Below are 24,502 nucleotides of genomic sequence, written 5' to 3'. Positions count from 1 at the left end.
GCCACCCGGCCGTCGGATCCGCCGGCACCGTCCGGGTGGCTAGCGTCCCCCGGGTGCCCGCCGCCCCGCCCCTGCTGGCCGTCGACGCCCTCGTCGTCGGTCACGGCGCCCCCCTGCTGCCGCCGCTGACCTTCGCCCTGGACGCGGGGGAGGTGCTCGCCGTGGTCGGCGCCAACGGTGCGGGCAAGTCCACGCTGCTGCGCACCCTCGCCGGCCTGCTGCCCGCCCTCGGTGGCCGGGTCCACCTGCGGGGCCGGCCCCTGGACGAGCGGACCGCGGCCTACCGCGCCGCCGTGGCCGCCGACCTGGGCGACGACGCGTTCCTGCCCGGCCTCACCGTCGCCGAGCACCTCCTCCTCGTGGCCGCCGGGCACGGGGTGCCGGAGCCGGAGGCGGCGGTGGCGGGGCTGCTGGAGGAGTTCGGGCTCACCGGGCGCGCGGAGGTGTTCCCGACGGCGGTGTCCTCCGGGCAGCGCCGGCGCCTGCTCCTGGCCGCGGCCTTCGCGCGGCCCCGCGCGCTGCTGCTGCTCGACGAGCCGGAGCAGCGCCTCGACGCCGGCATGCGCCGCGCCGTCACCGCCCGGCTGCGCCAGGAGCGGCGGCGCGGCGGCGCGGTGCTCGTGGCGACGCACGACCCGGACCTGGTGCGCGGGGCGGCGACGGCCGCGCTGCTCGTGGCGGAGGACGCCGTGCGCGCCGTCGGCCCGGAGGCCGCCGCCGACGCGATCGACGGGCTGTGAGCACCGCGGCGCGGGCCCGGCGCCCGGACGAGGAGCCGGACGAGGAGCCGGGCGAGGAGCCGGGCGAGGAGCCGGGCGAGGACCCGCAGGACGGTCCCGGGGACGACCCGGGGGAGCGCCCGCCCCGGGGCGCGGGCCGGGCGGTGCGGGTGTGGACGTCCCGGCAGGCGCGGGCGCGGGCCGTGCGCGGCCTCGGCGGGCTGCTGGAGGACCTCTACACCGCCGCGCTGGCGTTCGTGCTGGTGGCCTCCTCCCTGCTCTCGGCGGCGGAGGGCCTGGGCGCCGACCTGCGCGCGGCCGTGCCGGGCAGCGCGCCGGTGGCCGGGCCGTTCCTCGACCCGGCGTGGATCGCCGTCCTGCTCGCGGCGGCGGCCCTGGCGGCGCTGACCGGGTTGGCGGCGCGGCTGGGCCCGGTCGCGCTGGGCCCGGCGCAGGCCGCGTGGTGGCTGCCGCTGCCCGTGGACCGCCGCTCCCTGCTGCGCCCGGCGGCGCTGCGCTGGCCGGCCCTGGCCGCCGTGCTGGGCGCACCCGTGGGCGCCGGCCTGGTCCTCGTGCTGGCGCCGGAGCCCGGGGCGGGAGCGATCGCGTGCGGGGCGGTGCTGGGTGCGGCGGTGGCGGGGAGCGCCGTGCTGCTCGCCGCGCTCGCGCAGGCCGCCGGGCGGACCGGGGGGGTGCGCCTCGCCGCCGACGCCGCGCTGTGCGCGGTGCCGCTCGTCGCGGCGGGCGTCGCGCTCCTCGGCGTGGCGCGCCCCGGCCTGCCGCCCGCCCTGCCGGTGCTCGCCGTCCTCGCCGCGGCCGCCGCCCCGGCGCTGGCCCTGGCCGTGGACGCCCGCACGGAGCGGGTGCGCGACCGCAGCCTGCGCGAGCACGGTGCGACGACGGGGGAGGTGCACGTCGCGCTGCTGTCCCTGGACCCGCAGGCGCTCTCGCTCGCCCTGGCCGGCCCGGGGGTGCAGCGCCCGCGCCGCGCGTCCCGGCTGCTGCCGCGCCTGCCGCGCGTGCCGCTCCCGCTGCGCGCACCCGCCGCGCTGGTGTGCGGCGACCTGCTGCTCCTGCGGCGCAGCCCGCGCGCGCTGGTGCGCCTCGCCGTCACCGCCTGCCTGCCGGTGGCGGCGCTGGCCGCGGCCTCCCCGTGGCCGCTGGTGCTGGTCCTGCTCTCCGGCGGGTACTCGGCGGGGCTGGCCACGGCGGCCGGAGCCCGGGCGGCCGCGCTGCAGCCCGCGCTGGACGGCCTGCTGCCGCTGGGCCGGGGTGCGGTGCGGGCCTGCCGGCTGGTGGTGCCGGCGGTGGGCACGGCGCTGTGGGGCGCCGCGGTGGGGGCGGTGCTCGGGCTGCACCTCGGGGACCTCGGGGGGTGGGTGCTGCTGGGGCTGCTGGCGGGCCCGGTGGAGGGTGCGGCGGCGGTGCGGGCGGCGTACCGGCCGCCGCCGGACTTCTCCCGCCCGCCGGTGGCGACGCCGGTGGGGGCGGTGCCGTCGGGGGTGGCCGCGGCGTTCGCGACCGGCCCGGACGTGGCGCTGCTCGGCCCGCTGCCGCTGCTGCTGGCGGTGGTGTCGGGGCCCTCGCCGGCGCTGCTGGCCGCGCAGGCGGTGCTGACGGTGCTCGCGCTGCTGCTGGCCGCCGCCGGAGGGCGCCGTTGAGCGCGGGCGGCGCGGTGCCGGCGTCCCGCTAGGGTTCGGGCACCGTGCACCACCGCTCAGCACCGCACCGCTCAGCACCGCAGACCACCGCGCCGGACGTCCGGAGGAGCCGTCGATGACCCCGCCCCCCACCCGTCCCCCGTGGACGGACGGCCTCGCCCGCCGGGCCCTGCCGCGCGCCGCCGGGCTGCTCGGGGTGGGCCTGGCGGGCCGGCTCGTCGCCGACGTCGCAGCCTCGCGCCGGGAGGCGGTGGGCGCCGACATCGGCTCGGGCCTGGCCCTGCTGGGGGTGCTGGCCGTGGCCGCGGGCGTGTGGGGTGCGCGGGACGGCCTGCGCGCGGCGCGCTCGGGGCACGACCTCGTCCCGGGCCTGGTGTGCTGGGTCACCGTGGCCGTCGCGGTGGGGATCGGCTTCCCGCTGGTGAGCGCCGCGCTGACCGCCGTCCAGGGCGGCTTCGACGTCCGGGTCCTCCTGCAGGACCTCGTGCTCGGGGCGCCGTTCCTCGTGCTGCTCGTGGGCGTGCCCGCCCACGGGGCCCTGGCGGGGACGTACGCGGTCTCCCGCTCCCGCGCCGCCCGCGCGGCGGGGGACGCTCAGAGGTAGCGCTCCAGCGCGGCGAACTGCGCGGGGGTGAGGTACGAGGGGTTGCTGCCCGCGGGCATCCGCAGCACCTCCGCCGCGGCCAGGGCCGGGTCCGCCAGCAGCAGCGGCCGCGGCACCGGCTCGGCCAGCAGCCGCAGGTCCACCTCCACCGCGGGGGCGCCCTCGCGCTCGCCGGGCGCGGCCGCCACGGTGCCGAGGGCGTGCACGCCCGGGTGGTGCCGCCCGCTGAGCCACAGCAGGCACGCCTGCCCGGAGGCCAGGAGGCCCAGCCGGTAGGAGGGGCGCACGCAGCGCGTCAGCCGCTCGCTGTGCCCGGCCCGCCAGCCGGGGGCGATCGCGAGGGGCGCCAGCGTGGACTTCAGCACCCAGCAGCCGATGTCGGCGGCGGTGAGGCGCTGGGTCAGAACCGCTCCCGCAGCGCGAGGACCCTGCGCAGCTCACCCCTGCGCTCGGACTCCACGAGCCCGGCCAGTGCGCGGGCGAAGGAGTCCTCGCCCTCGGCCTGCTCGGTCTCGGCCAGGGCGACGGCCTCGGCGTGGTGCTCGGCGATGAGCTCCAGGAACAGCCGGTCGACGTCGTCGCCCTCGGCGTCGAGGAGGCCGGCGAGCCCGTCGCCGTCGTTCGGGTCCGCCGGTGCGGGCGGTGCGGCGGTCTCGCCGTGCTCCTGCAGCCACCCGGCGGCGTCGGTCATCTCCATGCCGTGGCTGCGGGCGATGTCGGAGGCGAGGGTCTGCACCTCGGGGTCCCCGGCGCGGGAGGCGGCCAGGCCGGCGAGCTCGATGGCGTGCTGGTGGTGCACGAGGAGCTGGCGGGCGAACGTGACGTCGGCGAGGCCGGTGTCGCGGACGGGCTCGGCGTCGGGCAGGTCCACGGGGACCGCGGGAGCGCTGCTCGGCGGCGCGGTGGTGGTCGGGCCCTGGGCGCCCGCGCAGGCGGACAGGGTCCCGCCGGTCAGCAGCGCCACCACGAGCAGGCCGGCGGCGGCCCGGGGGGACGGGGGAGGGGTCATGTCGGCTCCTGTGCGGGGCGCGGGACCTCGTCGTTCCCGGCGCAGCGGCCGAAGCCTCCCACACGCGCTCCGCCGCGGGGGCCGTTCCCCACGACGACACGCACCGTGCGCACGCCCGGGGGGGGGTGCCGGGTCCGCCGCGGCTCAAGGGCGCCCGGGCGCGGGTGGCTCGGTGCGGCGGCGCCGCAGGAACTCCCGCTCCGCGCCGTTGCCCGCCAGCGCCAGCGCCTCCCCGTACGCCGCGCCGGCCTCCGCGTCCCGGCCCAGCCGGCGCAGCACCTCCGCCCGCACCGCGTGCAGCAGGTGGTGACGGCGCAGCGGCCCGGAGACGTCGGGGGAGTCGAGGACCTCCAGCGCCGCGGCGGGCCCGGCCACCTCCGCCAGCGCCACCGCCCGGTGCAGCGCCACCACCGGGGTCGGCTCCAGCGCCAGGTGCAGGTCGTACAGGGCCAGCACCTGCGCCCAGTCCGTCGCCTCCGCCGTGGGCGCGTCGCAGTGCACGGCGTTGACGGCGGCCTGCACCTGGTAGGGGCCGGGCTCACCCCGCCGCAGGCACCGCCGCACCAGCGCGTGGCCCTCCGCGACCAGGGCGGTGTCCCACCGGGTGCGGTCCTGCTCCGCCAGCGGCACCAGCCGGCCCTCCGCATCGGTGCGCGCCGGGCGGCGGGCCTCCAGGAGGAGCAGCAGCGCCAGCAGCCCCAGCACCTCCGGCTCCTCCGGCACCAGCTCCGCGAGCAGCCTGGCCAGGCGCAGCGCCTCCGCGCACAGCTCCGGGCGCACCAGCTCCTCACCGGCGGTGGCCGCGTGGCCCTCGGTGTAGACGAGGTGCACGACCGCCAGCACCGACGGCAGCCGCCGGGGCAGCTCCCGCGCGGGAGGCACCCGGTACGGGATGCCCGCCTGCCGGATCTTCGCCTTGGCGCGCACCAGCCGCTGCGCCATCGTGGCCTCCGGCACGAGGAACAGCCGGGCGACCTCCGCGGTGCTCAGGCCGCCGAGCAGGCGCAGCGTCAGCGCGACCCGCGCGGGCATCCCCAGCGCGGGGTGGCAGCAGGTGAAGACCAGGCGCAGCCGGTCGTCACCGACGGGGTCGTCCACCGGGTCCGCGGGGGCGTGCAGCAGTGCCGCCTGCGCGTGCCGGCCGGGGCGCGTGGACTCGCGCCGCAGCCGGTCGAGCGCCCGGTTGCGGGCGGTGGTGAGGATCCAGCCGGGCGGGNGTGCCGGCCGGGGCGCGTGGACTCGCGCCGCAGCCGGTCGAGCGCCCGGTTGCGGGCGGTGGTGAGGATCCAGCCGGCCGGGCTCGGGGGGACCCCCGAGCCCGGCCAGCGCCGCACCGCCTCCACGAAGGCCTCCTGCACCGACTCCTCGGCGAGGTCGAGGTCCCCGAACGCCCGGGTCAGCACCGCCACCGCGCGGCCGTGCTCGGCGCGGAACACCCGCTCCACGACGTCGGGCGGGACCCCCGGGAGCGCGCTCACCCCTGCGGGAACTCCCCGGCGAAGGGCCGCACCTCGACCGGGAGGGTCGTGGCGCGGGCGTAGCGCTCCGCCCAGGCTAGCGCCTCGTCGAGGTCGCCGGCGCGCAGCACGACCACCCCGCCGACGTGCTCGCGGCCCTCGGCGTACGGCCCGTCGGTCAGGAGCACCTCCTCCCCGCGCACCCGCACGACCGTCGCGGCCGACGGCGGGTGCAGCCCACCGGCGAACACCCACGACCCGGAGGCCTTGAGCTCCTCCTCCACGGCCTCGACGTCCCGCATGACCGCCGCCAGGACCTCGGGGGGCGGCGGGCCGCCGTCGGGCTGCTCGATGCTCAGCAGGTACTGCCTCACGCCTCGTCCTCCTCCGTGCGCAGGTCCGTGCGCGGGTCCGTCCGCTGCCCGTCCCGGACGGGCCGGTAGGTGGCGATGACCACCCCCGTGCCGGTGACCACCGTCTCCACGTTCTCCCATGCCGCCCGCGGCAGGCCGCCGTCGAGGAGGCGGCTGCCGGTCCCGAGCACGAGCGGGTGCACCAGCAGGGTCAGGCCGTCCACGAGGCCGGCGGCCAGCAGGCTGCGGGAGAGGGTGGTGCTGCCCAAGAGGGTGAGGTCCACGTCGCCGTCCGCGAGGAGCCGCGGCAGCGTCCCGGTGGCCTCCCCGCGCAGCACCTCCGAGTTCGCCCACGGCAGCGGGCCCTCCAGCGTGCGGGAGACCACGACCTTGCGGGCCGCCTCCAGGACCGGGGTGAACGGGTTGTCCCGCTGCCGGGGCCAGAACCCGGCGAAGTCCTCGTAGGTGCGCCGCCCGAACAGCAGGGCCGCCTCCCCGGCCGCGGCGCGCGCCATGCCGGCGCCCATCGCGCGGGCCTGCACCGCGTCGGCGTACGGGGCGGCCCACCCGCCGAGCGCGAAGCCGCCGCGGGTGTCCTCCTCCGCCCTCCCCGGTGCCTGCGCGACCCCGTCGAGGGTGACGCTCGCCACCACCGTGATGCCCATGTCGTCCTCCCGTGCTCCCGGACGGGCCCGCTGCCCGTCCTCCGTCTCCTGGACGAACGGGCCGGCCCCGGATCGACACCCGCGGGGGAAGAACTCCCCGGGGGCGCGGTGGCGCCCCCGGGGAGGGGGGTTCAGTTCAGGACGCGGGTGCCCTCGGGCAGCGCGCCGCCCGCGAGGATGGCCTCGCCCGCGTCGGCCAGCGCGGTCAGCGCGACGCGCTGGGTCCACGGGCCGTAGGAGATGCGGGCCACGCCCAGATCCTGCAGGCGGGCCTGCGACGGGGTCCCGGGCACGCCGATGACGCTGACCTTGCGCTCGCCGATGCCCTCGACCAGGCGGGCCACGGTGGCCTCGTCGAGCTTGCCGGGCACGAACACGCAGGCGGCGCCGGCGTCGAGGAACGCCCGGCCCCGCTCGATCGCCTCGCCGACCACGACGTCCAGGGGCTTGTCGCCGGCCTTGACGAAGGCGTCGGTGCGGGCGTTGAGCACGAACGGCACGCCCTCGGCCTCGCCGGCGGCGACGATGGCGCGCACGGCGGCGACGGCCTCGTCGAGGGGCTTCATGCGGTCCTCGACGTTCGCGCCGACGACGCCCACGCCGATCGCGCGGCGCACCGTCTCACCGGGGTCGCCGTAACCGGAGTCCAGGTCGGCGCTGACGGGCAGGTCCACGGCCTCCACGATCCGGCCGATGAGGCCGAGGGCCGTGTCGAGGGGGATCTGGTCGCCGTCGGGGTAGCCGAACGTCGAGGCGATGGAGTGCCCCGCCGTGGCGAGGGCCTTCGTGCCGGGCAGGGCGGCGACCGTCTTCGCGCTGACGACGTCCCACACGTTGACGAGGACGAGGAGGTCGGGGTCGGTGTGCAGCCGGAGGAGCTCGGCGGCCTTGTCGGCAGTGGTCATGCGCACACGCTAGACCGGGCCGCCGTCGCACCGACCGGCGCCCGTCGCCGGCCGGGCGGCATCCCGGGAGTGGTGCCTGAACGCTACTGGGCGTCCTGACTGTGGACTGTGCGTAGCGACCAGGGCTAGGTTGCCTCCCGTGCCGGTGTGCGGTGCAACGGAACGCGCCGCTGCGACGTCCACCGGATGGCACACACCGGCCGCCGTACCGGGGGGTACAGGGGGCGGCCGGTTCCGACACAGGGGGGAACACCGTGAAGCTCACCACACGCGCCGTCGGCGCAGCAGCAGGTCTCGCCACGGCGGTAGCGCTCGCGCCGGCCGCCACCGCACACGCCGCCACCCAGGCACCCGACCTCGTCGTCACCTCGGTCGCCTGGGGCCCGGACGAGCCGGTCCCCGGTGGCCCCGTGCGGTTCAGCGCGGTCATCCGGAACACCGGGACGAGCGCGACCCCGTCAGGGGTGGTCCACGGGGTGCAGTTCAAGGTCGACGGCGTCATGACCACCTGGTCCGACGACCACAGGTTCTCCCTCCTCCCGGGGGAGTCCGTGCAGGTCTTCGCCAACGGCGGCCCGAAGGCCACCGCGCTGTGGAGGGCGACGCGGGGGCCGCACACCATCACCGCGGAGGTGGACGACGCCCGCCGCATCGCCGAGCGGGACGAGCGCAACAACAGGCTCGACCGCGCCCTGACCGTCTCGCCGGTGCGGGGCAGCGGCAGCGTCGAGAGCACCCTGCGCGTCGGGCGGGCCGCCGACGGCAGCCCGGAGCTCGTCGTCGGCCACGCCCTCGGCGCCTACACCCGGTCCACCTACGTGGAGGCCGCCGTCACCGGCACCCTGTACGGCGCCTGCTACCGCACCGCCGACCGCACGCCGGTGAGCGGCACCGAGAAGGTCCTCGCCCCCTCCGTCGGCGTGGGAACCACGAACCCCTACGCAGGTGGGCCGAGCGGCTACGCCATCGAGACCCAGGTGGCCTCCTCGACCCGCGCGAGCCGCGCGAGCGCTCCCGTCTCGCTCATCCCCATCCACCGCGGCTACTACCACCTGCCGGCCGAGATGGTCTGCCCCGCCGGTTCGGAGGGGGCCTTCTCCCGCTGGCACGTCACGCAGGTCGCCTCGGCCCGCTACCTCCAGGGCAGCTGGAGCCTCGACGAGTCCGCGGCGGTGGACACCGACCGCGAGCGCGTCAGCGTGAACTACAGCCTGCACTCCTGAAGGCCGGCGCTCCGTCACCCCCGGGCGCCGGGGGTGACGGGTCCGGGAACGCCGGTGGGCCGGGACCGCATCCGCCTCATCGCCGTCACCATCGCGTCCTCCTCGCTGATGACCCTCGGCGTCACCGTCGCGGAGGCCCGCGCCCGCTGGTCCTGACCGGCCCGCGCGCACGAGCGCCCCGTACCCGCGACCGCGGGTGCGGGGCGCTCGCTCGTTCCCGGGCAGGCCGTCGTGGGCAGGCCGTCGTGGGCGGGCCGTCGTGGGTGGGCGGCCCGTGACGCGACGAGGCCGCCGCCGCTCCGGGGAGCGGCGACGGCCTCGGTGACCTCGACGGCAGGGCGCGTGCGCCCGTCCGTCAGATGTCGAAGTACAGCTCGAACTCGTGGGGGTGCGGGCGCAGGCGGATCGGGTCCACCTCGTGGGTCCGCTTGTAGTCGATCCACGTCTCGATCAGGTCGGAGGTGAACACCCCGCCGTCGAGCAGGTACTCGTGGTCCGCCTCGAGGCGGTCGAGCACCTCGGGCAGGGAGTAGGGCACCTGCTTGATGTTGGCGTGCTCGTCCGGCGGCAGCTCGTAGAGGTCCTTGTCGATCGGCTCGGCCGGCTCGATGCGGTTCTTGATGCCGTCCAGGCCGGCCATGAGCTGCGCGGAGAACGCCAGGTACGGGTTCGCCGACGGGTCCGGCACGCGGAACTCGATGCGCTTGGCCTTGGGCGAGTTCCCGGTGACGGGGATGCGGATGCAGGCGGAGCGGTTGCGCGCCGAGTACACCAGGTTCACCGGCGCCTCGTAGCCGGGCACGAGGCGGTGGTAGGAGTTCACCGTCGGGTTCGTGAACGCCAGCAGCGACGGCGCGTGGTGCAGCAGGCCGCCGATGTACCAGCGGGCGATGTCGGACAGGCCGCCGTAGCCGCGCTCGTCGTAGAACAGCGGCTCGCCGTTCTTCCACAGCGACTGGTGGCAGTGCATGCCGGAGCCGTTGTCCCCGAAGAGCGGCTTGGGCATGAAGGTGACCGTGCGGCCGTTGCGCCACGCGACGTTCTTGATGACGTACTTGAAGAGCAGCAGCTGGTCGGCCGCGTTCTTCAGCGTGTCGAAGCGGTAGTTGATCTCCGCCTGGCCGGCGGTGCCGACCTCGTGGTGCGAGCGCTCCACGGACAGGCCGGCCTTGGCGAGCTCGACGCACATCTCGTCGCGCAGGTCCGCGAAGTGGTCGACCGGCGGGACGGGGAAGTAGCCGCCCTTGAACCGCGTCTTGTAGCCGCGGTTGCCGCCCTCCTCCTCGCGCCCGGAGTTCCACGCCGCCTCGACGGAGTCGATGTGGTAGAAGCTCGACTGCGGGCTCGTCTGGAAGCGGACGTCGTCGAAGATGTAGAACTCCGCCTCGGCACCGAAGTACACGGTGTCGGCGATGCCCGTGCTCTTCAGGTGGGCCTCGGCCTTGGCCGCGATGTTGCGCGGGTCGCGGCTGTAGGCCTCGTCCGTGAACGGGTCCACGATGGAGTGGTTGATGACCAGCGTCTTCTCGGCCCGGAACGGGTCCAGGAACGCGGAGGTCGGGTCCGCCACGAGCTTCATGTCCGACTCGTGGATGGCCTGGAAACCGCGGATCGAGGAGCCGTCGAACATCTGGCCCTCGGTCAGCGCGTCGGCCGTCACCGACTCGGCGGGCACGTTGAAGTGCTGCATGACGCCCGGCAGGTCGCAGAAGCGGATGTCGACGAACTTGACGCCTTCATCGCGGATGAACTTCAGGACCTCTTCGGAGTTGTTGAACATCCAACCTCCAGGTACGGGACCAGCCCAGCGGGCGGCCGTGGACGCGCCGACGCTAGGGCGCGGCCGTTTCTTCGTGGTGTCCGACGTGTTTCCGGCACGTTACCCACCGGGTGGCGGGTGCACGGAGCAGCGGGCCGTGCCGGCGGGAGCGGCGACGCCCCGGCCGGTAGCCTGCGACCGTGCCGGACCCTACCTCAGCAACCCCCGGGCCAGACCGGAACGAGGGCGAGCCCCCCACCGGGTCGCTCCGTCCGGGTGAGCGCCTCGGCCTGCCCGGGCACGGGCGCGGCTCGGTCGCGCCCTGGGGCCGGCGCGTGCTGGGCCTGGTGGTGGACTGGGCGATCGCCTCGCTCGTGGCGAGGGCGTTCCTCGGCGACGTGCTCGGGCCGCAGTTCGGCCCCCTCGCCGTCTTCGCCGTCATGCACGTCGTCCTCGTCGGCACCGCCGGCTTCACCCTCGGGCACTTCGCCGCGGGCCTGGTGGTGCGCGGGACCGACGGTGGCCTGGTGGGGCCGGTGCGCGCCCTCATCCGCACGGCCCTGCTGTGCCTCGTGCTCCCCGCCGTCGTCTACGACTCCGACCGGCGCGGCCTGCACGACAAGGCGTCCGAGACGGTCGTCGTGCGCCGCTGACCCCGCCGGGCGCGGCCCCCGCCCCGGGGAGGTGCGGGGGGCCGTGCGTGCCTCAGCGGCCCCGGGACGCCTTGCGGTCGGGGCGCACCCGCATCGGGTCCACGCCCTTGGGGATGGGCGGCTTCACCGCACCCAGCGCCCGCAGCCGCTTGGTGACCTGCTCGACCTCCTGCTTGGTCAGCTTCGGCCGCAGCCGGGTGATCTTCCGGTTGAGCGAGCGCAGGGGCACCTGGCCCTCGCCCTCGCCGGCGTAGAAGGTGTGCACCTCGACGTTGGGCACGAGGCGGGCCATCTTCTTCCGCTCGTCCTCCACGAGGCGCCGCACGCGCGTGAGCGGCCCCTCGGCGACCAGGACGACGCCCGGGCGGCCCACGGCGCGGAAGACGAGGTCCTGGGTGCGGGGGTTGATCGCGACCGGCTCCTTCTCGACGGTCCACCCGCGGCGCAGGGTGCTCAGCGCGGCGCCCGAGGCACCCTGCCGCCCGGCGATCTGCCCGAACGCGGCGCGCTCGGCCCGCCGGGCCAGGACGATCATCCCGGCGAGCACACCGATCATCACGCCGATGAGCGGCCAGTAGATCCAGTGCCCGGACGTGACGCCGATGACGACGCCGAGCAGCACCGGCAGGCCCAGCGCGAGCAGGACCCACCAGCGGCTGGCCGGGTCCTGCTTCACCGTCATGCGGTAGACGGCGAGCATCTGCTTCAGGCGGCCCTGCTTGCGCGGCCTCGCCGGGGACGACCCGCGGCCACGGCGCCAGCGGGAGGGCTTGGCGGTCGGGGCGGGGTCGGGAGCGGGTTTCGCGCTGGCCATGCCGCACAGGATACGTCCGGCCGCGGCGCCGCCGGGAGCACACCGGGCCGGCCGGTGGACCGCCCGCGCCGGGCGGCCGGCCGCACCGGCCGGCGCGTCGCTCAGGCGCGGGTGAGGCGCCTCAGGCGCGGGTGAGGCGCGAGAGCAGGCTGGAGGCCTCCTGGCTCGCGGGGGCCTCCCGGTCCAGGTGCGCCAGCTCCGCGGGGACCTCGCGGCCGCGCCGGCGCATCGCCTGCGCCCACAGCCGCCCCGCCCGGTAGGAGGAGCGCACCAGCGGCCCGGACATGACCCCGGCGAACCCCATCGCCTCGGCCTCGGCGGACAGCTCCACGAACACCTCGGGCTTCACCCAGCGCTCCACGGGGTGGTGGCGCGGGCTGGGGCGCAGGTACTGGGTGATGGTGATGATGTCGCAGCCGGCCTCGCGCAGGTCCCGCAGCGCGGCCACGACCTCCTCGTCGCTCTCGCCCATCCCCAGGATCAGGTTGGACTTGGTGACCAGCCCGGCGTCGCGGCCCTGGGTGATCACCTCGAGGGAGCGCTCGTACCGGAACGCCGGGCGGATCCGCTTGAAGATGCGCGGCACCGTCTCCAGGTTGTGCGCGAACACCTCCGGTGCCGCGTCGAACACCTGGCCCAGCAGGGCGGGGTTCCCGGAGAAGTCCGGCACGAGGATCTCCACGCCGGTGCCGGGGTTGAGGGCGTGCACCTGGCGGATCGTCTCCGCGTACAGCCAGGCGCCCTCGTCGGGCAGGTCGTCGCGGGCGACGCCGGTGATCGTGGCGTAGCGCAGGCCCATCGTGCGGATGCTCTCCGCCACCCGGCGCGGCTCGTCGCGGTCCAGCGGGGAGGGCCTGCCCGTGTCGATCTGGCAGAAGTCGCAGCGGCGGGTGCACTCGCTGCCGCCGATGAGGAACGTCGCCTCGCGGTCCTCCCAGCACTCGTAGATGTTGGGGCAGCCCGCCTCCTCGCACACCGTGTGCAGGCCCTCGCGCTTCACCAGGCCCTTGAGCTCGGTGTAGTCCGGGCCGGTGCGCGCCGTCGTGCGGATCCACGACGGCTTGCGCTCGATCGGCGTCTCGGCGTTGCGGGCCTCGACGCGCAGGAGCCTGCGTCCCTCGGGTGCGACGGTCACGGGGCCAGCGTACGTCCCGCCGCCGACCCTCCCGTCGCGCCCGTGGCGCACCTCACCGCGCACCCGCCGGGCCGGGCCCGGACCGCCCCCCGGCCGCTCACCGCAGCGGGCCCCAGCCCGCCGGGTCCACGCCACCGGGCACGTCCTCCGCCGGCGGGTACGGGGTGCGGGTCAGGCGGAAGCTCGCCAGGTCCAGGTGCCGCACCACCCCGGCCGCGTCCCGCACCACCCGCAGCGTCTCCCCGGCGTAGTAGCCGTCCAGGCCCGTCCACGTGCCCGGGGCCTCCCCGCGCGCGAACCGGGAGGCGCGGGCCCGGGCCTGCACCCCCGCCAGCCGCAGCCCACCGCCGTCCCCGACCCCGGTGCCGCCGCCGCCGCCGTCCCCGCCCGGCAGCGCCGTCAGCAGCAGCGGCGCCGGCCCCCAGTACCAGGGGCCCACCAGCTCCAGCACGTCCGCGTCCACCCCGGCCGGCCGCCACTCCGCCGGCAGCGGCGGCTCGGCCTCCGCGAAGGCCGCCAGCAGCTGCACCGGCAGGTCCCCGAAACCCGTCGTGGAGTTCGTCAGCGCCAGCACCGCGTCGCCGCTCGCCACGTCCGCCCGCAGCACCGCCACGAACCCCGGCATGGACCCGGAGTGCCCCGCGTGCAGGCGCCCGCCGTCGTTCCACAGCTGCAGGCCCAGGCCGTACCCCGCCGTCCACGCCGCGCCGGGCTGGTCGTCGGCGGCCTGCAGCTCGCGCATCAGCCCCGGCAGGGGAGCGGGCAGGACCTCCGGCTCCCGCCCCGCCAGGGCCGCCGCCCAGCGCGCCAGGTCCGGCACGGTCGACCACAGCTGCCCCGCCGGGGCCATCGCGCCCGCGTCGTGCTCCGGCTCGGGCAGCACCACGTCGGCCCACGGGTGCACCGCCAGGCCCGGGGCGTGCACCCCGTCCGGGCGCGTCGTCGTGCGGGACATCCCCAGCGGGCCGAGGAACTGGGCGGCCACCACCTCGTGCCACGCCCGCCCGCGCAGCCGCGCCACCAGCTCGCCCAGGACGCCGTAGCCGACGTTGGAGTAGTGGAAGCGGGTGCCCGGCCGCAACCGCACCGAGGCCGGGTCGAGCTGCGCGGCCAGCGCCGCCCAGTCCCCGCCCGGGGTGCGCTCCCACCAGGGGCCCTCCGTCTCCGCGCGCAGCCCGGAGGACTGGCCCAGCAGCTGCCCGACGGTGAGGCGCCCCACACCGGTCAGCTCCGGCAGGTGCGCACCGACGGGGTCCTCCAGGGCGAGCAGGCCGTCGGCGTGCGCGCGCAGCACCGCCGCGGCCACGAACGTCTTGGTGATCGAGCCGATCCGGTACTGCGTCGCGGCGGTCGGGGGAGCGCCGCCCACCCGCCCGCGCGCGCCCCACCACAGGAGCTCCCCGTCGCGCACGATGCCCGCGACCACCGACGGGAGCCGGTACCGGACCTGCGCGCCGGCCAGGAGGTGCTCCAGGCGGCGCCGGGTGGCGGGCAGCACCTCCGCGCTCACCGGGCTCCTCCGCGCAGCTCGGTCAGCAGCCGCTCCAGCGTCGCGCGGGAGCCGTGCCGGTGCAGGGAGGCGAGGGTGTCGAGGTAGGGCAGGACGAAGCGCTCCTCCTCCACGAGGTCCCCGAACAGCTCGCGGTCGCGCAGGAACGCCGTCGGGTCCTCCCGCTGTGCGCGGGCGGCGGCCGTGAGCCGGTCGGCGAGGCGGTCCACCACCCGGATCGGCTCGCCCTGCTCGTCGACGCCCTCGGCGTAGCGGGCCCACGACGCCACCACGGCGGCCGAGCGGCGCAGCTCCCCGCCGGTGGCGAGCTGGGAGCGCACCACGGGCAGCAGCCACTTCGGGATGCGGTCGGAGCTCTCCGCGCACAGCCGCGCCACGGTGTCGCGGACCTCGGCGTTGGAGAAGCGCCGGATCAGCTCCTGCTGGTACTCCGCGAGGTCGATGCCCGGCACCGGCTCCAGCGTGGGCGCGCCCTCCTCCCGCATGTAGCCGAGGAGGAACTCCGCGAACAGCGGGTCCTGGCAGACGTCGTGCACGAGCCGGTACCCCGCCAGGTACCCGAAGTAGCACAGCGCCTGGTGGCTGGCGTTGAGCAGCCGCAGCTTCATCAGCTCGTAGGGCTCCACGTCGTCCACGACCTGCACGCCGGCCTCCTCCAGCGGCGGGCGGCCGGTGGGGAAGTCGTCCTGCAGGACCCACTGGGTGAACGGCTCGCACACCACCGGCCAGCCGTCCTCCACACCGAGGACCTGCGCGACCTCGGCGCGCTCGGCGTCGGTGGTCCGCGGGGTGATGCGGTCCACCATCGAGCTGGGGAAGTGCACGTTCTCCTCCACCCACGCGCCCAGCTCGGGGTCGCGGGCGGTGGCGAAGGCGCAGAACGCGCGGCGGGCCACCTCCCCGTTGTGCTGGATGTTGTCGCAGGAGACCACCGCGAACGGCGGCACGCCCCGCTCCCGGCGTAGCGCCAGGGCGGCGGTGACGAGGCCGAAGGTGGTCCGGCACACGGCGTCCGGCTCCAGATCGCGGACGACCTCGGGGTTGGTCAGGTCGAACTCGCCGGTGACGGCGTGGATGTTGTAGCCGCCCTCGGTGACGGTGAGGGAGACGATGCGGATCGCCGGATCCGCCATCCGCTCCACGACCGCCCGGGGGTCGTCGGGGGCGAGGAGGTACTCCACGAGCGAGCCGACGACGCGGGGCTCGTGCCGGCCGTCGGGGTGCTTGAGCACGAGGGTGTAGAGGCAGTCCTGCGCGGCCATCACCTCGGACATGTGCCGGTCGGCCTCCAGCACCCCGACCCCGCAGATGCCCCAGTCCAGGGCCAGGCCCCGCTCCATCAGCCGGTCCAGGTACATCGCCTGGTGCGCGCGGTGGAACCCGCCGACGCCGAGGTGCACGATGCCCGCCCGGACCCGGGAGCGGTCGTACGTCGGAACGGGAACCCGCCCGGCGAGGGTGGGCAGCGTCTCGGTGCTGAGCTGCGGCATGGGGGCCTCCTGGGGCTCTCGTCGGGCGGTCTCGTCGGGCGCTGGATCGGGGGCGGGGCGGGGCGGGGCGGCGGCCGGGCCGCGTCAGGGTCCGGGCAGGCCGAGGACCCCCCGGGCGTGCGCCACCGGCGTCACGAGCGTGCAGACGAGCCCGCTGCGCAGCGCGGCCGCCGTGCCCTCGGCCCGCCCGAGCCCGGACGCCATCGCGACGACGTCGGCGCGGCGCAGCTGTTCCAGGCGCACACCGATCACGCGGTCGTCCAGCGGGCGCACCGGGTTGCCGTCGCGGTCGAGGACCAGCCCGGTGAGCTCCGCGCAGGCCCCGGCGGCGGCGAGGAACTCCCGGTCGGCGGCGTCGAGGACGTCGTACGCGGTGGACTCCCCGGCCGCCCAGTAGCCGACGGACACCACGGCCCGGGTGAGGTGGTCGTGCTCGGCCAGCGCCCCGGCGATCTGCGGTTGTGCGCGCAGGCCCTCGGCGGTGGCGGCGTCGGGCACCAGGAAGGGGGCGTAGAAGGTCACGGCGGAGCCTGCGGTGGCCTCCGCCACGCGCTGCACGACGTCCACGGCGGTCAGGCGCAGGTCGGGGTGCGCCAGGGCCCCGCCGAGCTGCACGAAGCGGCACCGCAGGTCCGCCCGCAGGTGCGCCGACATCACCGCCGGCGTCCGCCCGCCGGCGACCCCGACGACGTCGTCCGGGCCGGCGAGCTCCTCCAGCAGGCCCGCGGTGAACCGGGCGACGGCCTCGCGGGCGGCCTCGGTGCCCTCCCGGTCGGGCACGACGGCGAAGGCGGCGGTCAGGCCGAACCGGGAGCGCAGCTGCTCCGACAGCTCCCCGTCCACGGAGGGCGGGGCGGAGATCTCGATGCGCACCAGCCCCGAGGCGGTGGCGGCCGCCAGCAGGCGGGCGACCTTGAACCGGCTGATCCCGAGCTGCCGGGCGATCTCCACCTTCGTCAGGCCGTCGACGTAGAAGCGCCGCGCGGTGGTCGCGGCCAGGGCGAGGCCACCGGGGGTCGCGGGGGCGGCCCGGACCACGGGCCCACGCGCCATCGCGGCCTCCCTCCGTCGCGGCGTCGACCGCGGTGCCTCCCCGCCCGCGACGCGCCGCGCGACACGGTTGACAACCGTGTGTGACGGGAGTGGACTGTGCGCACTTGATACTAACCCGCTCACCTGAGCGGCGTCACGGTCGCCGGGGGACCGCCCAGCAGCGGCACCCGCATCTGCACGACGACCTGAACCACGACCTGCACCTGTCGACGGAGACGTGGAGGGCACGATGGCCGGGAGGCTGGGGAGGCAGCGCGCCGCGATCGCGGCGGCGCTGACCGGGACGCTGCTGCTCACGGGGTGCGCCGGTGCCGGCGGCGCCGGCGGATCCGGCGGGGGCGGGGGCGGCGGGGACGGCAAGAGCGTCAGCGTCCTCATGGTGAACAACCCGCAGATGGTGGACCTGCAGAAGCTCACCGCGGACCACTTCACCAAGGAGACCGGCATCACGGTCAACTACACCGTCCTGCCGGAGAACGACGTCCGCGACAAGATCAGCCAGGAGTTCACCAGCCAGGCCGGGCAGTACGACGTGGCCAGCATCTCCAACTACGAGGTGCCCTTCTACTCCGCCAACGGCTGGCTGGCGCCCCTGGACGAGTTCATCGCCGGGGACGAGGCCTTCGCCCAGGACGACATCCTGCCGCCCATCGCCGCCGGCCTGACCGGGGAGGACGGCAAGGTCTACGCCGAGCCCTTCTACGGCGAGTCCTCCTTCCTGATGTACCGCAAGGACGTGTTCGAGCAGGCCGGGCTCACCGTCCCCGAGAAACCCACGTGGCAGCAGGTGGCCGACCTCGCCGCCCAGGTCGACGGCAAGCAGCCGGGCATGAAGGGCATCTGCCTGCGCGGCCAGCCCGGCTGGGGCCAGGTCATGGCACCGCTGACCACCGTGGTCAACACCTTCGGCGGCACCTGGTTCGACGCCGCCTGGAACGCGGAGGTCGACGCGCCGGAGTTCACCGAGGCCACGAAGTTCTACGTCGACCTCGTCCGCGCCCACGGCGAGCAGGGCGCACCGCAGGCCGGGTTCACCGAGTGCCTCAACGCCATGACCCAGGGCGGGGTGGCCATGTGGTACGACGCCACCTCCGCCGCGGGCTCCCTGGAGGCCGAGGACTCGCCCGTCGCCGGCAAGATCGGCTACGCCCAGGCCCCCGTCGTGAAGACCGAGGCCTCCGGCTGGCTGTACTCGTGGGCCTGGGGCGTCCAGAAGGCCAGCAAGAACCAGGAGAACGCCTGGAAGTTCATCTCCTGGGCCTCCAGCAAGGAGTACGAGGAGCTGGTGGGCGCCGAGCTCGGCTGGCCCAAGGTGCCCGCCGGCAAGCGCGCCTCCACCTACGAGAACCCCGACTACCAGAAGTCGGCCGGGCCCTTCTACGAGGCCACCCAGGCCGCCATCAGCGCCGCCGACCCGCAGAACCCCGGCGTGCAGCCCCGTCCCGCTCCCGGCATCCAGTTCGTCGGCATCCCGGAGTTCACCGACCTCGGCACGAAGGTCTCCCAGGAGATCAGCTCCGCCATCGCCGGGCGCACCACCGTCGAGGAGGCGCTGGCCGAGGGCCAGGAGCTCGCCGAGGCGGTCGCCGAGAACTACCGGAAGTGACCCGCACCTCCCAGGAGCGACAGCCATGAGCACCGGTACCTCCTCGTCCCACGAGACCGCGCTGTCGCCGACGCCCAGCGTCCACGTCCGTCCCGCCTCGGCGCGCCGGGCGGCGGACTGGGCGAGGCGGGCGCCGCTGATGCCCGCGCTGGTCTTCACCATCGTCGTCACCCAGCTGCCGTTCGTGGTGACGCTGGTCATCTCGTTCATGGACTGGAACTCCCTGCGGCCCACCGAGCGGGGCTTCGCCGGGTTCGACAACTACGTGCAGGTCTTCTCCAACGCCGCGCTGCGCGAGTCGGTCGTCAACACCCTGGTGCTCACCGTCACCGTGGTCCTGGTGTCCCTGGTGCTCGGCCTGCTCATCGCCCTGCTGCTGGACCGGAGGTTCGCGGGGCGCGGGATCGTGCGGACCATGATGATCGCGCCGTTCCTCGTCGTGCCCATCGCCGCCGCGCTGCTGTGGAAGCACGCCCTCTTCAACCCCTCCTACGGGTTGTTCAACGGCCTGCTCACCACCGTCTGGGGGTGGTTCGGCAACAGCACCCCGCCGCAGCCGGACTGGATCTCCTCCGCGCCGATGATCGCCGTGGAGGCGGCGCTCATCTGGCAGTGGACCCCGTTCATGATGCTGATCCTGCTGGCCGGGCTGCAGAGCCGGCCGATGGACGTCGTCGAGGCCGCCCGGGTGGACGGGGCGAGCTCCTGGCAGATCTTCCGCTACCTGACCTTCCCCCACCTGCGCCAGTACGTGGAGCTGGGCGGGCTGCTGGGCAGCATCTACATCGTCCAGAACTTCGACGCCGTCTACACCATCACCGCCGGCGGCCTGGGCACCGCGAACCTCCCGTACACGATCTACCAGACGTTCTTCTCCGCCCACGAGTACGGCCTGGCCTCGGCGATGGGTGTCGTCACCGTGATCGCCACCATCATCATCGCCACCTTCGCGCTGCGGGTGGTCTCCACCATGTTCAACGAGGAGAACGGGCGATGACCGCCACCGTCACCGGCGCGCGCGCCGCCCAGGTCGCCACCAGCCGCAGGGAGCGCAGGGCACGGGCCGTGCTGGGCCGCCCCTCGCCCGTGTGGGGCCTGCTGGCCTGGGTCATCGGGTTCCTCTTCGTCGCCCCGGTGCTGTGGATGGTCCTGACCTCCCTGCACTCCGAGACGGCGGCGGCCACCAACCCGCCCTCCTTCGCGGCGTCCCTCACGCTGGAGGGCTACCGCAACTTCTTCGGGGCCGCCACGGGCCGCTCCCCGCTGCCCCCGCTGATCAACTCCGCGATGGCCTCGGTCATCTCCACGCTCATCGTGCTGGTGCTGGCGATCCCCGCCGCCTACGCCCTGTCGATCCGGCCGGTGCGCAAGTGGACGGACGTCATGTTCTTCTTCCTGTCCACGAAGTTCCTGCCCGTCGTCGCCGGGTTGCTGCCGCTGTACCTGTTCGCGCTGACCACCCGCACGCTGGACAACATCTGGCTGCTGATCGTCCTCTACACCGCGATGAACCTGCCGATCGCGGTGTGGATGATGCGCTCCTTCCTCGCCGAGGTCCCCGTGGAGATGCTGGAGGCCGCCTCCATCGACGGCGCCGGGCTGCTCATGACCCTGCGGAAGATCGTCGCCCCCGTCGCCATGCCCGGCATCGCGGCCACCGCCCTGATCTGCTTCATCTTCAGCTGGAACGAACTGCTGCTGGCGCGCACCCTCACCGCCACCGTCGCCGAGACCGCGCCGGTGTTCCTCACCAGCTTCCTCACCAGCCAGGGACTGTTCCTCGCCCAGCTCTGCGCCGCGGCCACCGTCATCTCCCTGCCGGTGCTCGTCGCGGGCTTCGCCGCCCAGGACAAGCTCGTGCAGGGCCTGTCGATGGGCGCGGTGAAGTGACCACCGGGACGTGAGCCGGGGGCGCGCGGGCCCCTCGGCCGCCGTCGCGGCAGGATGGCGGCATGGACCTGCGCATCTTCACCGAGCCCCAGCAGGGCGCCACGTACGACGACCTGCTGCGGCTCGCCGTCGCGGCGGAGGACGCCGGCTACGACGCCTTCTTCCGCTCCGACCACTACCTCGTCATGGGGGAGTCCACCGGGCCGGAGGCCGGGCTGCCCGGCCCGACGGACGCCTGGACCACCCTCGCCGGCCTCGCCCGCGACACCACCCGCCTGCGGCTGGGCACCCTCGTGACCTCCGCGACGTTCCGCCACCCCGGGGTGCTGGCCATCCAGGTGGCGCAGGTGGACCAGATGTCCGGCGGGCGCGTCGAGCTCGGCCTCGGCGCCGGCTGGTACGAGGCCGAGCACACCGCCTACGGCATCCCGTTCCCGCCGACGAAGGAGCGCTTCGACCGGTTCGAGGAGCAGCTCGCCGTCGTCACCGGGCTGCTCGGCACGCCCGCGGGGGAGACGTTCTCCTTCACCGGCGAGCACCACCGGGTGCAGGACTCCCCGGCGCTGCCCAAACCCGTCCAGCGGCGGGTGCCGGTCATCATCGGCGGCATGGGCAAGCGCCGCACGCCCGAGCTGGCCGCCCGCTACGCCACCGAGTTCAACGTCCCGTTCCAGCCGCTGGAGGGCGTGCGCACCCAGTTCGGCCGCGTCCGCGAGGCGTGCGCCGCCGCGGGGCGCGACGCGGACGAGCTGACGTGGTCGGCCGCGCTCGTGCTGTGCTGCGGCCGCGACGAGGCGGAGGTCGCCCGCCGCGCCCGTGCCATCGGCCGCGAGGTGGGCGAGCTGCGCGAGAACGGCCTGGCCGGAACCCCCGACGAGGTCGTCGACAAGATCGGCGCCTACGCCGAGGCGGGCGTCACCCGCTTCTACCTCCAGGTCCTGGACATCGCCGACCTCGACCACGTCGAGCTCGTCGCCGCCGAGGTCGCCCCGCAGCTGCGCTGACACGGGGGCGGTCCGGCCGGGGCGGGGACGTCCGGGGGCGCGACACCGGCGTGTTGGGCGCGCAACGTCCCCGCTTCCGGGGGGTGCGGCAGGTGGCGGGGACGTCCGGTCGGGTGACACCGGCGTGTTGCGCGCAGAACGTCCCCGCCCACATCCCGGGAACCCCGGATCCGGAGAGCCCGGGGGTTCAGCGGGCCAGGTCCGCCGCGGGCAGGTGCCGCTCGACCAGGTCCGCGGCCTCCAGGACGCCCACGCGCCGGCCCACCTCCGCCGACAGCGACGTCACCCCCGCGTCCGTGATCCCGCACGGCACGATCGTGGAGAAACCCTGCAGGTCCGTGTCGCAGTTCAGCGCGAACCCGTGCATCGTCACCCCGCGCGCGACCCGTATCCCGATCGCCGCGACCTTCCGCTCCGGCCGCCCACCACCCGCCGCGACCCACACGCCGGTGCGGTCCGGGACCCGGATCCCGCGCACGCCCAGCTCCGCGCACACGTCGATCAGGAGCTGCTCCACCCGCCGCACGTAGCGCACCACGTCCACGGGCTGCGCCAGGCCGACGACCGGGTAGCCCACGAGCTGTCCCGGCCCGTGCCAGGTGATGCGCCCGCCGCGGTCCACGTCCACCACCGGCGTGCCGTCCACCGGCCGCTCCCAGGAGTTCGTGCGCCGCCCCGCCGTGTACACCGGCTCGTGCTCCAGCAGCAGCACGGTGTCCCCGCGCCCGGCGGCGACCCGCTCGGCGTGCACCCGGCGCTGCAGCTCCCAGCCCTCGGCGTAGGGCACCAGGCCCTGCCCGAGCCGGACCCGCTCCACGGCCGGTGCGGGGGTGGTGCCCGCGACCTCGGTGCCCGCGACGACCTGGGTGCCCGCGACCTCGGTGCCTGCGGCGTCGGTGCTCACCGGGTCACCGTACGTCCGGCAGGCGCCGCACCGGCAGCCGCTCCTCCACCGCCCCGCCGTCCTCGGCCCGCACCACGTACGCACCCGCGCGCGCCCGCTCCGAGACCGCCTCCACCAGCTCCGTGCCGCGGTACACCAGGCCCGCGCCGTCGTCCGTGCAGTGCGTCTCGGGCAGGGTCCCCGCCGCGACCAGCTCGTGCACCAGGGGACGCCGGCCGGCCTCGGAGTCGTGGTGGACCCCGTTGCCGTACGGCAGGAGACCCAGCGCGTCCACCACCGGGCGCAGCTCGGGCCCGTAGGAGTCCGTCGTGCCGCCGCGGAACCAGCAGATCGACCCCGCGCTCACCCCGCCCAGGACCACCCCCGCCTCCCAGGCGCGGCGCAGCACACCGTCCAGGCCGTGCGCCCGCCACACCGCCAGCAGGTTCACCACCGAGCCACCGTTGACCCACACCACGTCGCTGGCCAGCACCTGCTCCGCCACGTCCGGCACCGACGGCATCGGGAACAGGCTCAGCACCCACGGGTCGAACCCTGCCCGCTGCGCCGCGTCGAGCACCTCGCCCGCGAACCAGCGCTGGTCCCCGCCCGCGGTGCCGACGTAGCAGACCCGCGGGCGTCCCGCCGCCCCCGACAGCTCCACCGCGTGGTGCACCAGCGGCGCGAAGTCCACGTAGCCGCGCACCCCCGCCCGCCACCCGCCGGAGGTGGCGACGACGGTGGGCGCGTCAGCCGGCACGGCCGGGCAGCGCGCCGAGGTCCCGCAGCACCGCGACCGCCGCGCGCCGGCCCGACACGAGCGCACCCTGCTGGGAGGCGTTGTCGCGGTGGTCGCCCGCCACGTACACGCCCTCCCCGAGCTTCACCGGCTTCGGGCCCGTGAAGGGCGGCGGCACCGCGGGCAGCGCGTCCCGCAGGGCGTGCACGGTGAGCAGTTCCCACCCGCGCGCGTCGGTGCCGTAGACCCGGCCGAGCTGGGCGCGGACCTCCCGCTCGGTGCCCGCGTCGCCGCGCTCGCCGAGCACGAGCGCCGACACCAGGGCCCGCGGGTCGTACCGGTCGAGCCGGTAGGACGGCGCCACGTCCGACACGACGGTCGTGGTGACGACCGGGCCGCGGCGGTCGCCGTCGACGTGGATGAGCTTGGCGCGCTCGGGGGCCGCGGGGGAGGTCGGCGCCGCGAACCAGAACGTCGTCAGCGGGTGCATCTCCGGTGCCGCCAGGCCGGTCAGGTGCTCGGTGGTGTGCGGGTCCGTCGCGACGACCACCGCACGCGCCGCCACGCCGCCCTCGCTGCTCTGCACCATCAGCTCCCGGGGGCCGTGGAACTGGTGCTCCACCGCCACCCCCGTCAGGACCGTGCCCGCGGGCAGCGCCGCGGCGAGCTGGTCCGGCACCGCCTGCATCCCCGCGACCGGCAGACCGGGCGTGCCGCGCAGGAAGCTGCGCACCAGCAGGTCCACGAACCGCGCCGAGGTGCTGCCGTCCTCCTCGCCCAGGACGCCCGCGAGGAACGGCTCGACAACCGCGGTGCGCAGCTCCCCGGTGACGCCCGCCGCGTCCAGCGCGTCCTTCCAGCCGGTGTCGCGCGCCTTCAGCGCCGCCGCCGAGGCCGTGCCCAGCGCCCAGCGCGCCGTGGTGACCTTGTCCCGCAGCGAGCCCACGGGGAAGCGCAGCGCCTCCAGGGCGGACCCCGGGTGCCGGCGCGGGTCGCGCACCTGCGACAGGCCGCCGCCGCGCTGCACGGCGATCCCCGCGTCGAAGTGCTGCAGGCGCAGCGCGGCGACGTCGAGGACCTGTGGCACCTCGGGGTAGGCGGGGTTGAAGACCTGGTAGCCCCGGTCCACCCGGAAGCCGCCGACGTCCTCGCTGCGGATGCGGCCGCCGACGCGATCGGCGGCCTCCAGCACCACGACGTGCAGCCCGGCCGCCACGAGGTGCCGTGCGCAGGCCAGACCCGCCAGGCCGGCACCGGCGACGACGACGTCCACGGAGGTCGGCAGCTCCGCCGGCCGGTGCGCCGGGTCGGGCGCCGAGGAGGTGGTAGCAGTCACCGTCGGAGCCTATCGACGCTGTGGACAGCGGGCG

General features: G+C 75.8%; 23 protein-coding genes and 1 pseudogene. 9 read left to right on the top strand and 15 right to left on the bottom strand.

What is annotated here, in order from left to right:
- Positions 1-53 precede the first annotated feature (53 nt).
- From ACYQBY_RS09860 to ACYQBY_RS09850, 3 genes are all read left to right on the top strand, one after another.
- Positions 54-740: an ABC transporter ATP-binding protein gene (locus tag ACYQBY_RS09860; protein ID WP_459643676.1), complete on the top strand. Its 687-nt coding sequence runs from the start codon at positions 54-56 to the stop codon at positions 738-740.
- Positions 737-2,380: a DUF6297 family protein gene (locus tag ACYQBY_RS09855; RefSeq protein WP_459643675.1), complete on the top strand. Its 1,644-nt coding sequence runs from the start codon at positions 737-739 to the stop codon at positions 2,378-2,380. Before ACYQBY_RS09860 ends, ACYQBY_RS09855 begins: the two co-directional genes overlap by 4 nt.
- A gap of 115 nt (positions 2,381-2,495) precedes the next feature.
- The gene (locus ACYQBY_RS09850; RefSeq protein ID WP_459643674.1) at positions 2,496-2,984 is read left to right on the top strand and encodes a hypothetical protein; all 489 of its coding nucleotides are present in this window, start codon (positions 2,496-2,498) and stop codon (positions 2,982-2,984) included.
- Here ACYQBY_RS09850 and ACYQBY_RS09845 read toward each other — a convergent pair.
- The 6 genes and pseudogenes from ACYQBY_RS09845 to ACYQBY_RS09820 all read right to left on the bottom strand — a co-directional run bounded on the left by ACYQBY_RS09845 (position 2,975) and on the right by ACYQBY_RS09820 (position 7,373).
- On the bottom strand, positions 2,975-3,349 hold the full coding sequence (locus tag ACYQBY_RS09845; RefSeq protein ID WP_459643673.1) for a hypothetical protein: 375 nt from the start codon (positions 3,347-3,349) through the stop codon (positions 2,975-2,977). The two genes, ACYQBY_RS09850 and ACYQBY_RS09845, sit on opposite strands and share 10 nt — an antisense overlap.
- Before the next feature lie 35 nt (positions 3,350-3,384).
- Complete coding sequence (locus ACYQBY_RS09840) at positions 3,385-3,993, bottom strand: DUF305 domain-containing protein (protein WP_459643672.1); 609 nt, start codon at positions 3,991-3,993, stop codon at positions 3,385-3,387.
- Positions 3,994-4,137: 144 nt separating this feature from the next.
- A pseudogene (locus ACYQBY_RS09835) lies at positions 4,138-5,471 on the bottom strand (RNA polymerase sigma factor).
- Entirely contained in the window at positions 5,468-5,824 is a 357-nt protein-coding gene (locus tag ACYQBY_RS09830) for a YciI family protein (protein ID WP_459643671.1), read from the bottom strand. The pseudogene ACYQBY_RS09835 and the gene ACYQBY_RS09830 overlap by 4 nt, the downstream one beginning before the upstream one ends.
- Positions 5,821-6,468, bottom strand: a complete 648-nt coding sequence (locus tag ACYQBY_RS09825; protein ID WP_459643670.1) for a dihydrofolate reductase family protein — start codon at positions 6,466-6,468, stop codon at positions 5,821-5,823. The genes ACYQBY_RS09830 and ACYQBY_RS09825 overlap by 4 nt, the downstream gene beginning before the upstream one ends.
- Positions 6,469-6,599: 131 nt before the next feature.
- Complete coding sequence (locus ACYQBY_RS09820) at positions 6,600-7,373, bottom strand: isocitrate lyase/PEP mutase family protein (RefSeq protein WP_459643669.1); 774 nt, start codon at positions 7,371-7,373, stop codon at positions 6,600-6,602.
- A gap of 254 nt (positions 7,374-7,627) precedes the next feature.
- Between ACYQBY_RS09820 and ACYQBY_RS09815 the strand changes: the two genes are divergently transcribed.
- On the top strand, positions 7,628-8,596 hold the full coding sequence (locus tag ACYQBY_RS09815) for a CARDB domain-containing protein (RefSeq protein WP_459643668.1): 969 nt from the start codon (positions 7,628-7,630) through the stop codon (positions 8,594-8,596).
- A 355-nt stretch (positions 8,597-8,951) separates the two neighbouring features.
- Here the strand turns inward: ACYQBY_RS09815 and glnA are convergent, their stop codons facing one another.
- On the bottom strand, positions 8,952-10,376 hold the full coding sequence (gene glnA, locus ACYQBY_RS09810; RefSeq protein WP_459643667.1) for a type I glutamate--ammonia ligase: 1,425 nt from the start codon (positions 10,374-10,376) through the stop codon (positions 8,952-8,954).
- 179 nt (positions 10,377-10,555) lie between these two features.
- Between glnA and ACYQBY_RS09805 the strand changes: the two genes are divergently transcribed.
- Positions 10,556-11,008 (top strand): RDD family protein, encoded by a 453-nt coding sequence (locus ACYQBY_RS09805; RefSeq protein WP_459643666.1) that lies wholly within the window; start codon positions 10,556-10,558, stop codon positions 11,006-11,008.
- A 52-nt stretch (positions 11,009-11,060) separates the two neighbouring features.
- Here ACYQBY_RS09805 and ACYQBY_RS09800 read toward each other — a convergent pair whose 3' ends face one another.
- The 5 genes from ACYQBY_RS09800 to ACYQBY_RS09780 all read right to left on the bottom strand — a co-directional run bounded on the left by ACYQBY_RS09800 (position 11,061) and on the right by ACYQBY_RS09780 (position 17,010).
- Positions 11,061-11,822 carry a DUF4191 domain-containing protein gene (locus ACYQBY_RS09800; protein ID WP_459643665.1) on the bottom strand — a complete coding sequence of 254 codons (762 nt, stop codon included), beginning with the start codon at positions 11,820-11,822 and terminating at the stop codon, positions 11,061-11,063.
- Positions 11,823-11,943: 121 nt separating this feature from the next.
- Complete coding sequence (gene lipA / locus ACYQBY_RS09795) at positions 11,944-12,957, bottom strand: lipoyl synthase (RefSeq protein WP_459643664.1); 1,014 nt, start codon at positions 12,955-12,957, stop codon at positions 11,944-11,946.
- Between the two features lie 97 nt (positions 12,958-13,054).
- Positions 13,055-14,467 (bottom strand): serine hydrolase domain-containing protein, encoded by a 1,413-nt coding sequence (locus ACYQBY_RS09790; protein WP_459643663.1) that lies wholly within the window; start codon positions 14,465-14,467, stop codon positions 13,055-13,057.
- Positions 14,464-15,957, bottom strand: a complete 1,494-nt coding sequence (locus ACYQBY_RS09785; RefSeq protein WP_459643662.1) for a mannitol dehydrogenase family protein — start codon at positions 15,955-15,957, stop codon at positions 14,464-14,466. Before ACYQBY_RS09785 ends, ACYQBY_RS09790 begins: the two co-directional genes overlap by 4 nt.
- 84 nt (positions 15,958-16,041) lie before the next feature.
- On the bottom strand, positions 16,042-17,010 hold the full coding sequence (locus ACYQBY_RS09780) for a sugar-binding transcriptional regulator (protein ID WP_459643661.1): 969 nt from the start codon (positions 17,008-17,010) through the stop codon (positions 16,042-16,044).
- 229 nt (positions 17,011-17,239) lie between these two features.
- On the opposite strand from ACYQBY_RS09780, the gene ACYQBY_RS09775 reads away from it, so the two are divergent.
- The 4 genes from ACYQBY_RS09775 to ACYQBY_RS09760 all read left to right on the top strand — a co-directional run bounded on the left by ACYQBY_RS09775 (position 17,240) and on the right by ACYQBY_RS09760 (position 21,510).
- Positions 17,240-18,616, top strand: coding sequence for an ABC transporter substrate-binding protein (locus ACYQBY_RS09775; protein ID WP_459643660.1), 1,377 nt, complete (start codon positions 17,240-17,242; stop codon positions 18,614-18,616).
- Positions 18,617-18,641: 25 nt separating this feature from the next.
- Positions 18,642-19,613 (top strand): carbohydrate ABC transporter permease, encoded by a 972-nt coding sequence (locus ACYQBY_RS09770; RefSeq protein WP_459643659.1) that lies wholly within the window; start codon positions 18,642-18,644, stop codon positions 19,611-19,613.
- A complete protein-coding gene (locus ACYQBY_RS09765; RefSeq protein ID WP_459643658.1) occupies positions 19,610-20,506 on the top strand; it encodes a carbohydrate ABC transporter permease in 897 nt (298 codons plus the stop codon). Before ACYQBY_RS09770 ends, ACYQBY_RS09765 begins: the two co-directional genes overlap by 4 nt.
- Before the next feature lie 62 nt (positions 20,507-20,568).
- The gene (locus ACYQBY_RS09760) at positions 20,569-21,510 is read left to right on the top strand and encodes an LLM class F420-dependent oxidoreductase (RefSeq protein ID WP_459643657.1); all 942 of its coding nucleotides are present in this window, start codon (positions 20,569-20,571) and stop codon (positions 21,508-21,510) included.
- 187 nt (positions 21,511-21,697) lie between these two features.
- Here ACYQBY_RS09760 and lipB read toward each other — a convergent pair whose 3' ends face one another.
- The 3 genes from lipB to ACYQBY_RS09745 all read right to left on the bottom strand — a co-directional run bounded on the left by lipB (position 21,698) and on the right by ACYQBY_RS09745 (position 24,468).
- Positions 21,698-22,327: a lipoyl(octanoyl) transferase LipB gene (gene lipB, locus ACYQBY_RS09755; protein WP_459643862.1), complete on the bottom strand. Its 630-nt coding sequence runs from the start codon at positions 22,325-22,327 to the stop codon at positions 21,698-21,700.
- Between the two features lie 91 nt (positions 22,328-22,418).
- Complete coding sequence (locus tag ACYQBY_RS09750) at positions 22,419-23,153, bottom strand: Type 1 glutamine amidotransferase-like domain-containing protein (protein ID WP_459643656.1); 735 nt, start codon at positions 23,151-23,153, stop codon at positions 22,419-22,421.
- On the bottom strand, positions 23,143-24,468 hold the full coding sequence (locus ACYQBY_RS09745) for an FAD-dependent oxidoreductase (protein WP_459643655.1): 1,326 nt from the start codon (positions 24,466-24,468) through the stop codon (positions 23,143-23,145). Before ACYQBY_RS09745 ends, ACYQBY_RS09750 begins: the two co-directional genes overlap by 11 nt.
- Positions 24,469-24,502: the final 34 nt, after the last annotated feature.

This window comes from Kineococcus anabasis (assembly GCF_054590795.1).
The sequence above is the reverse complement of the archived record's forward strand: the minus strand, read 5'-3'. Positions and strand labels throughout refer to the sequence as shown.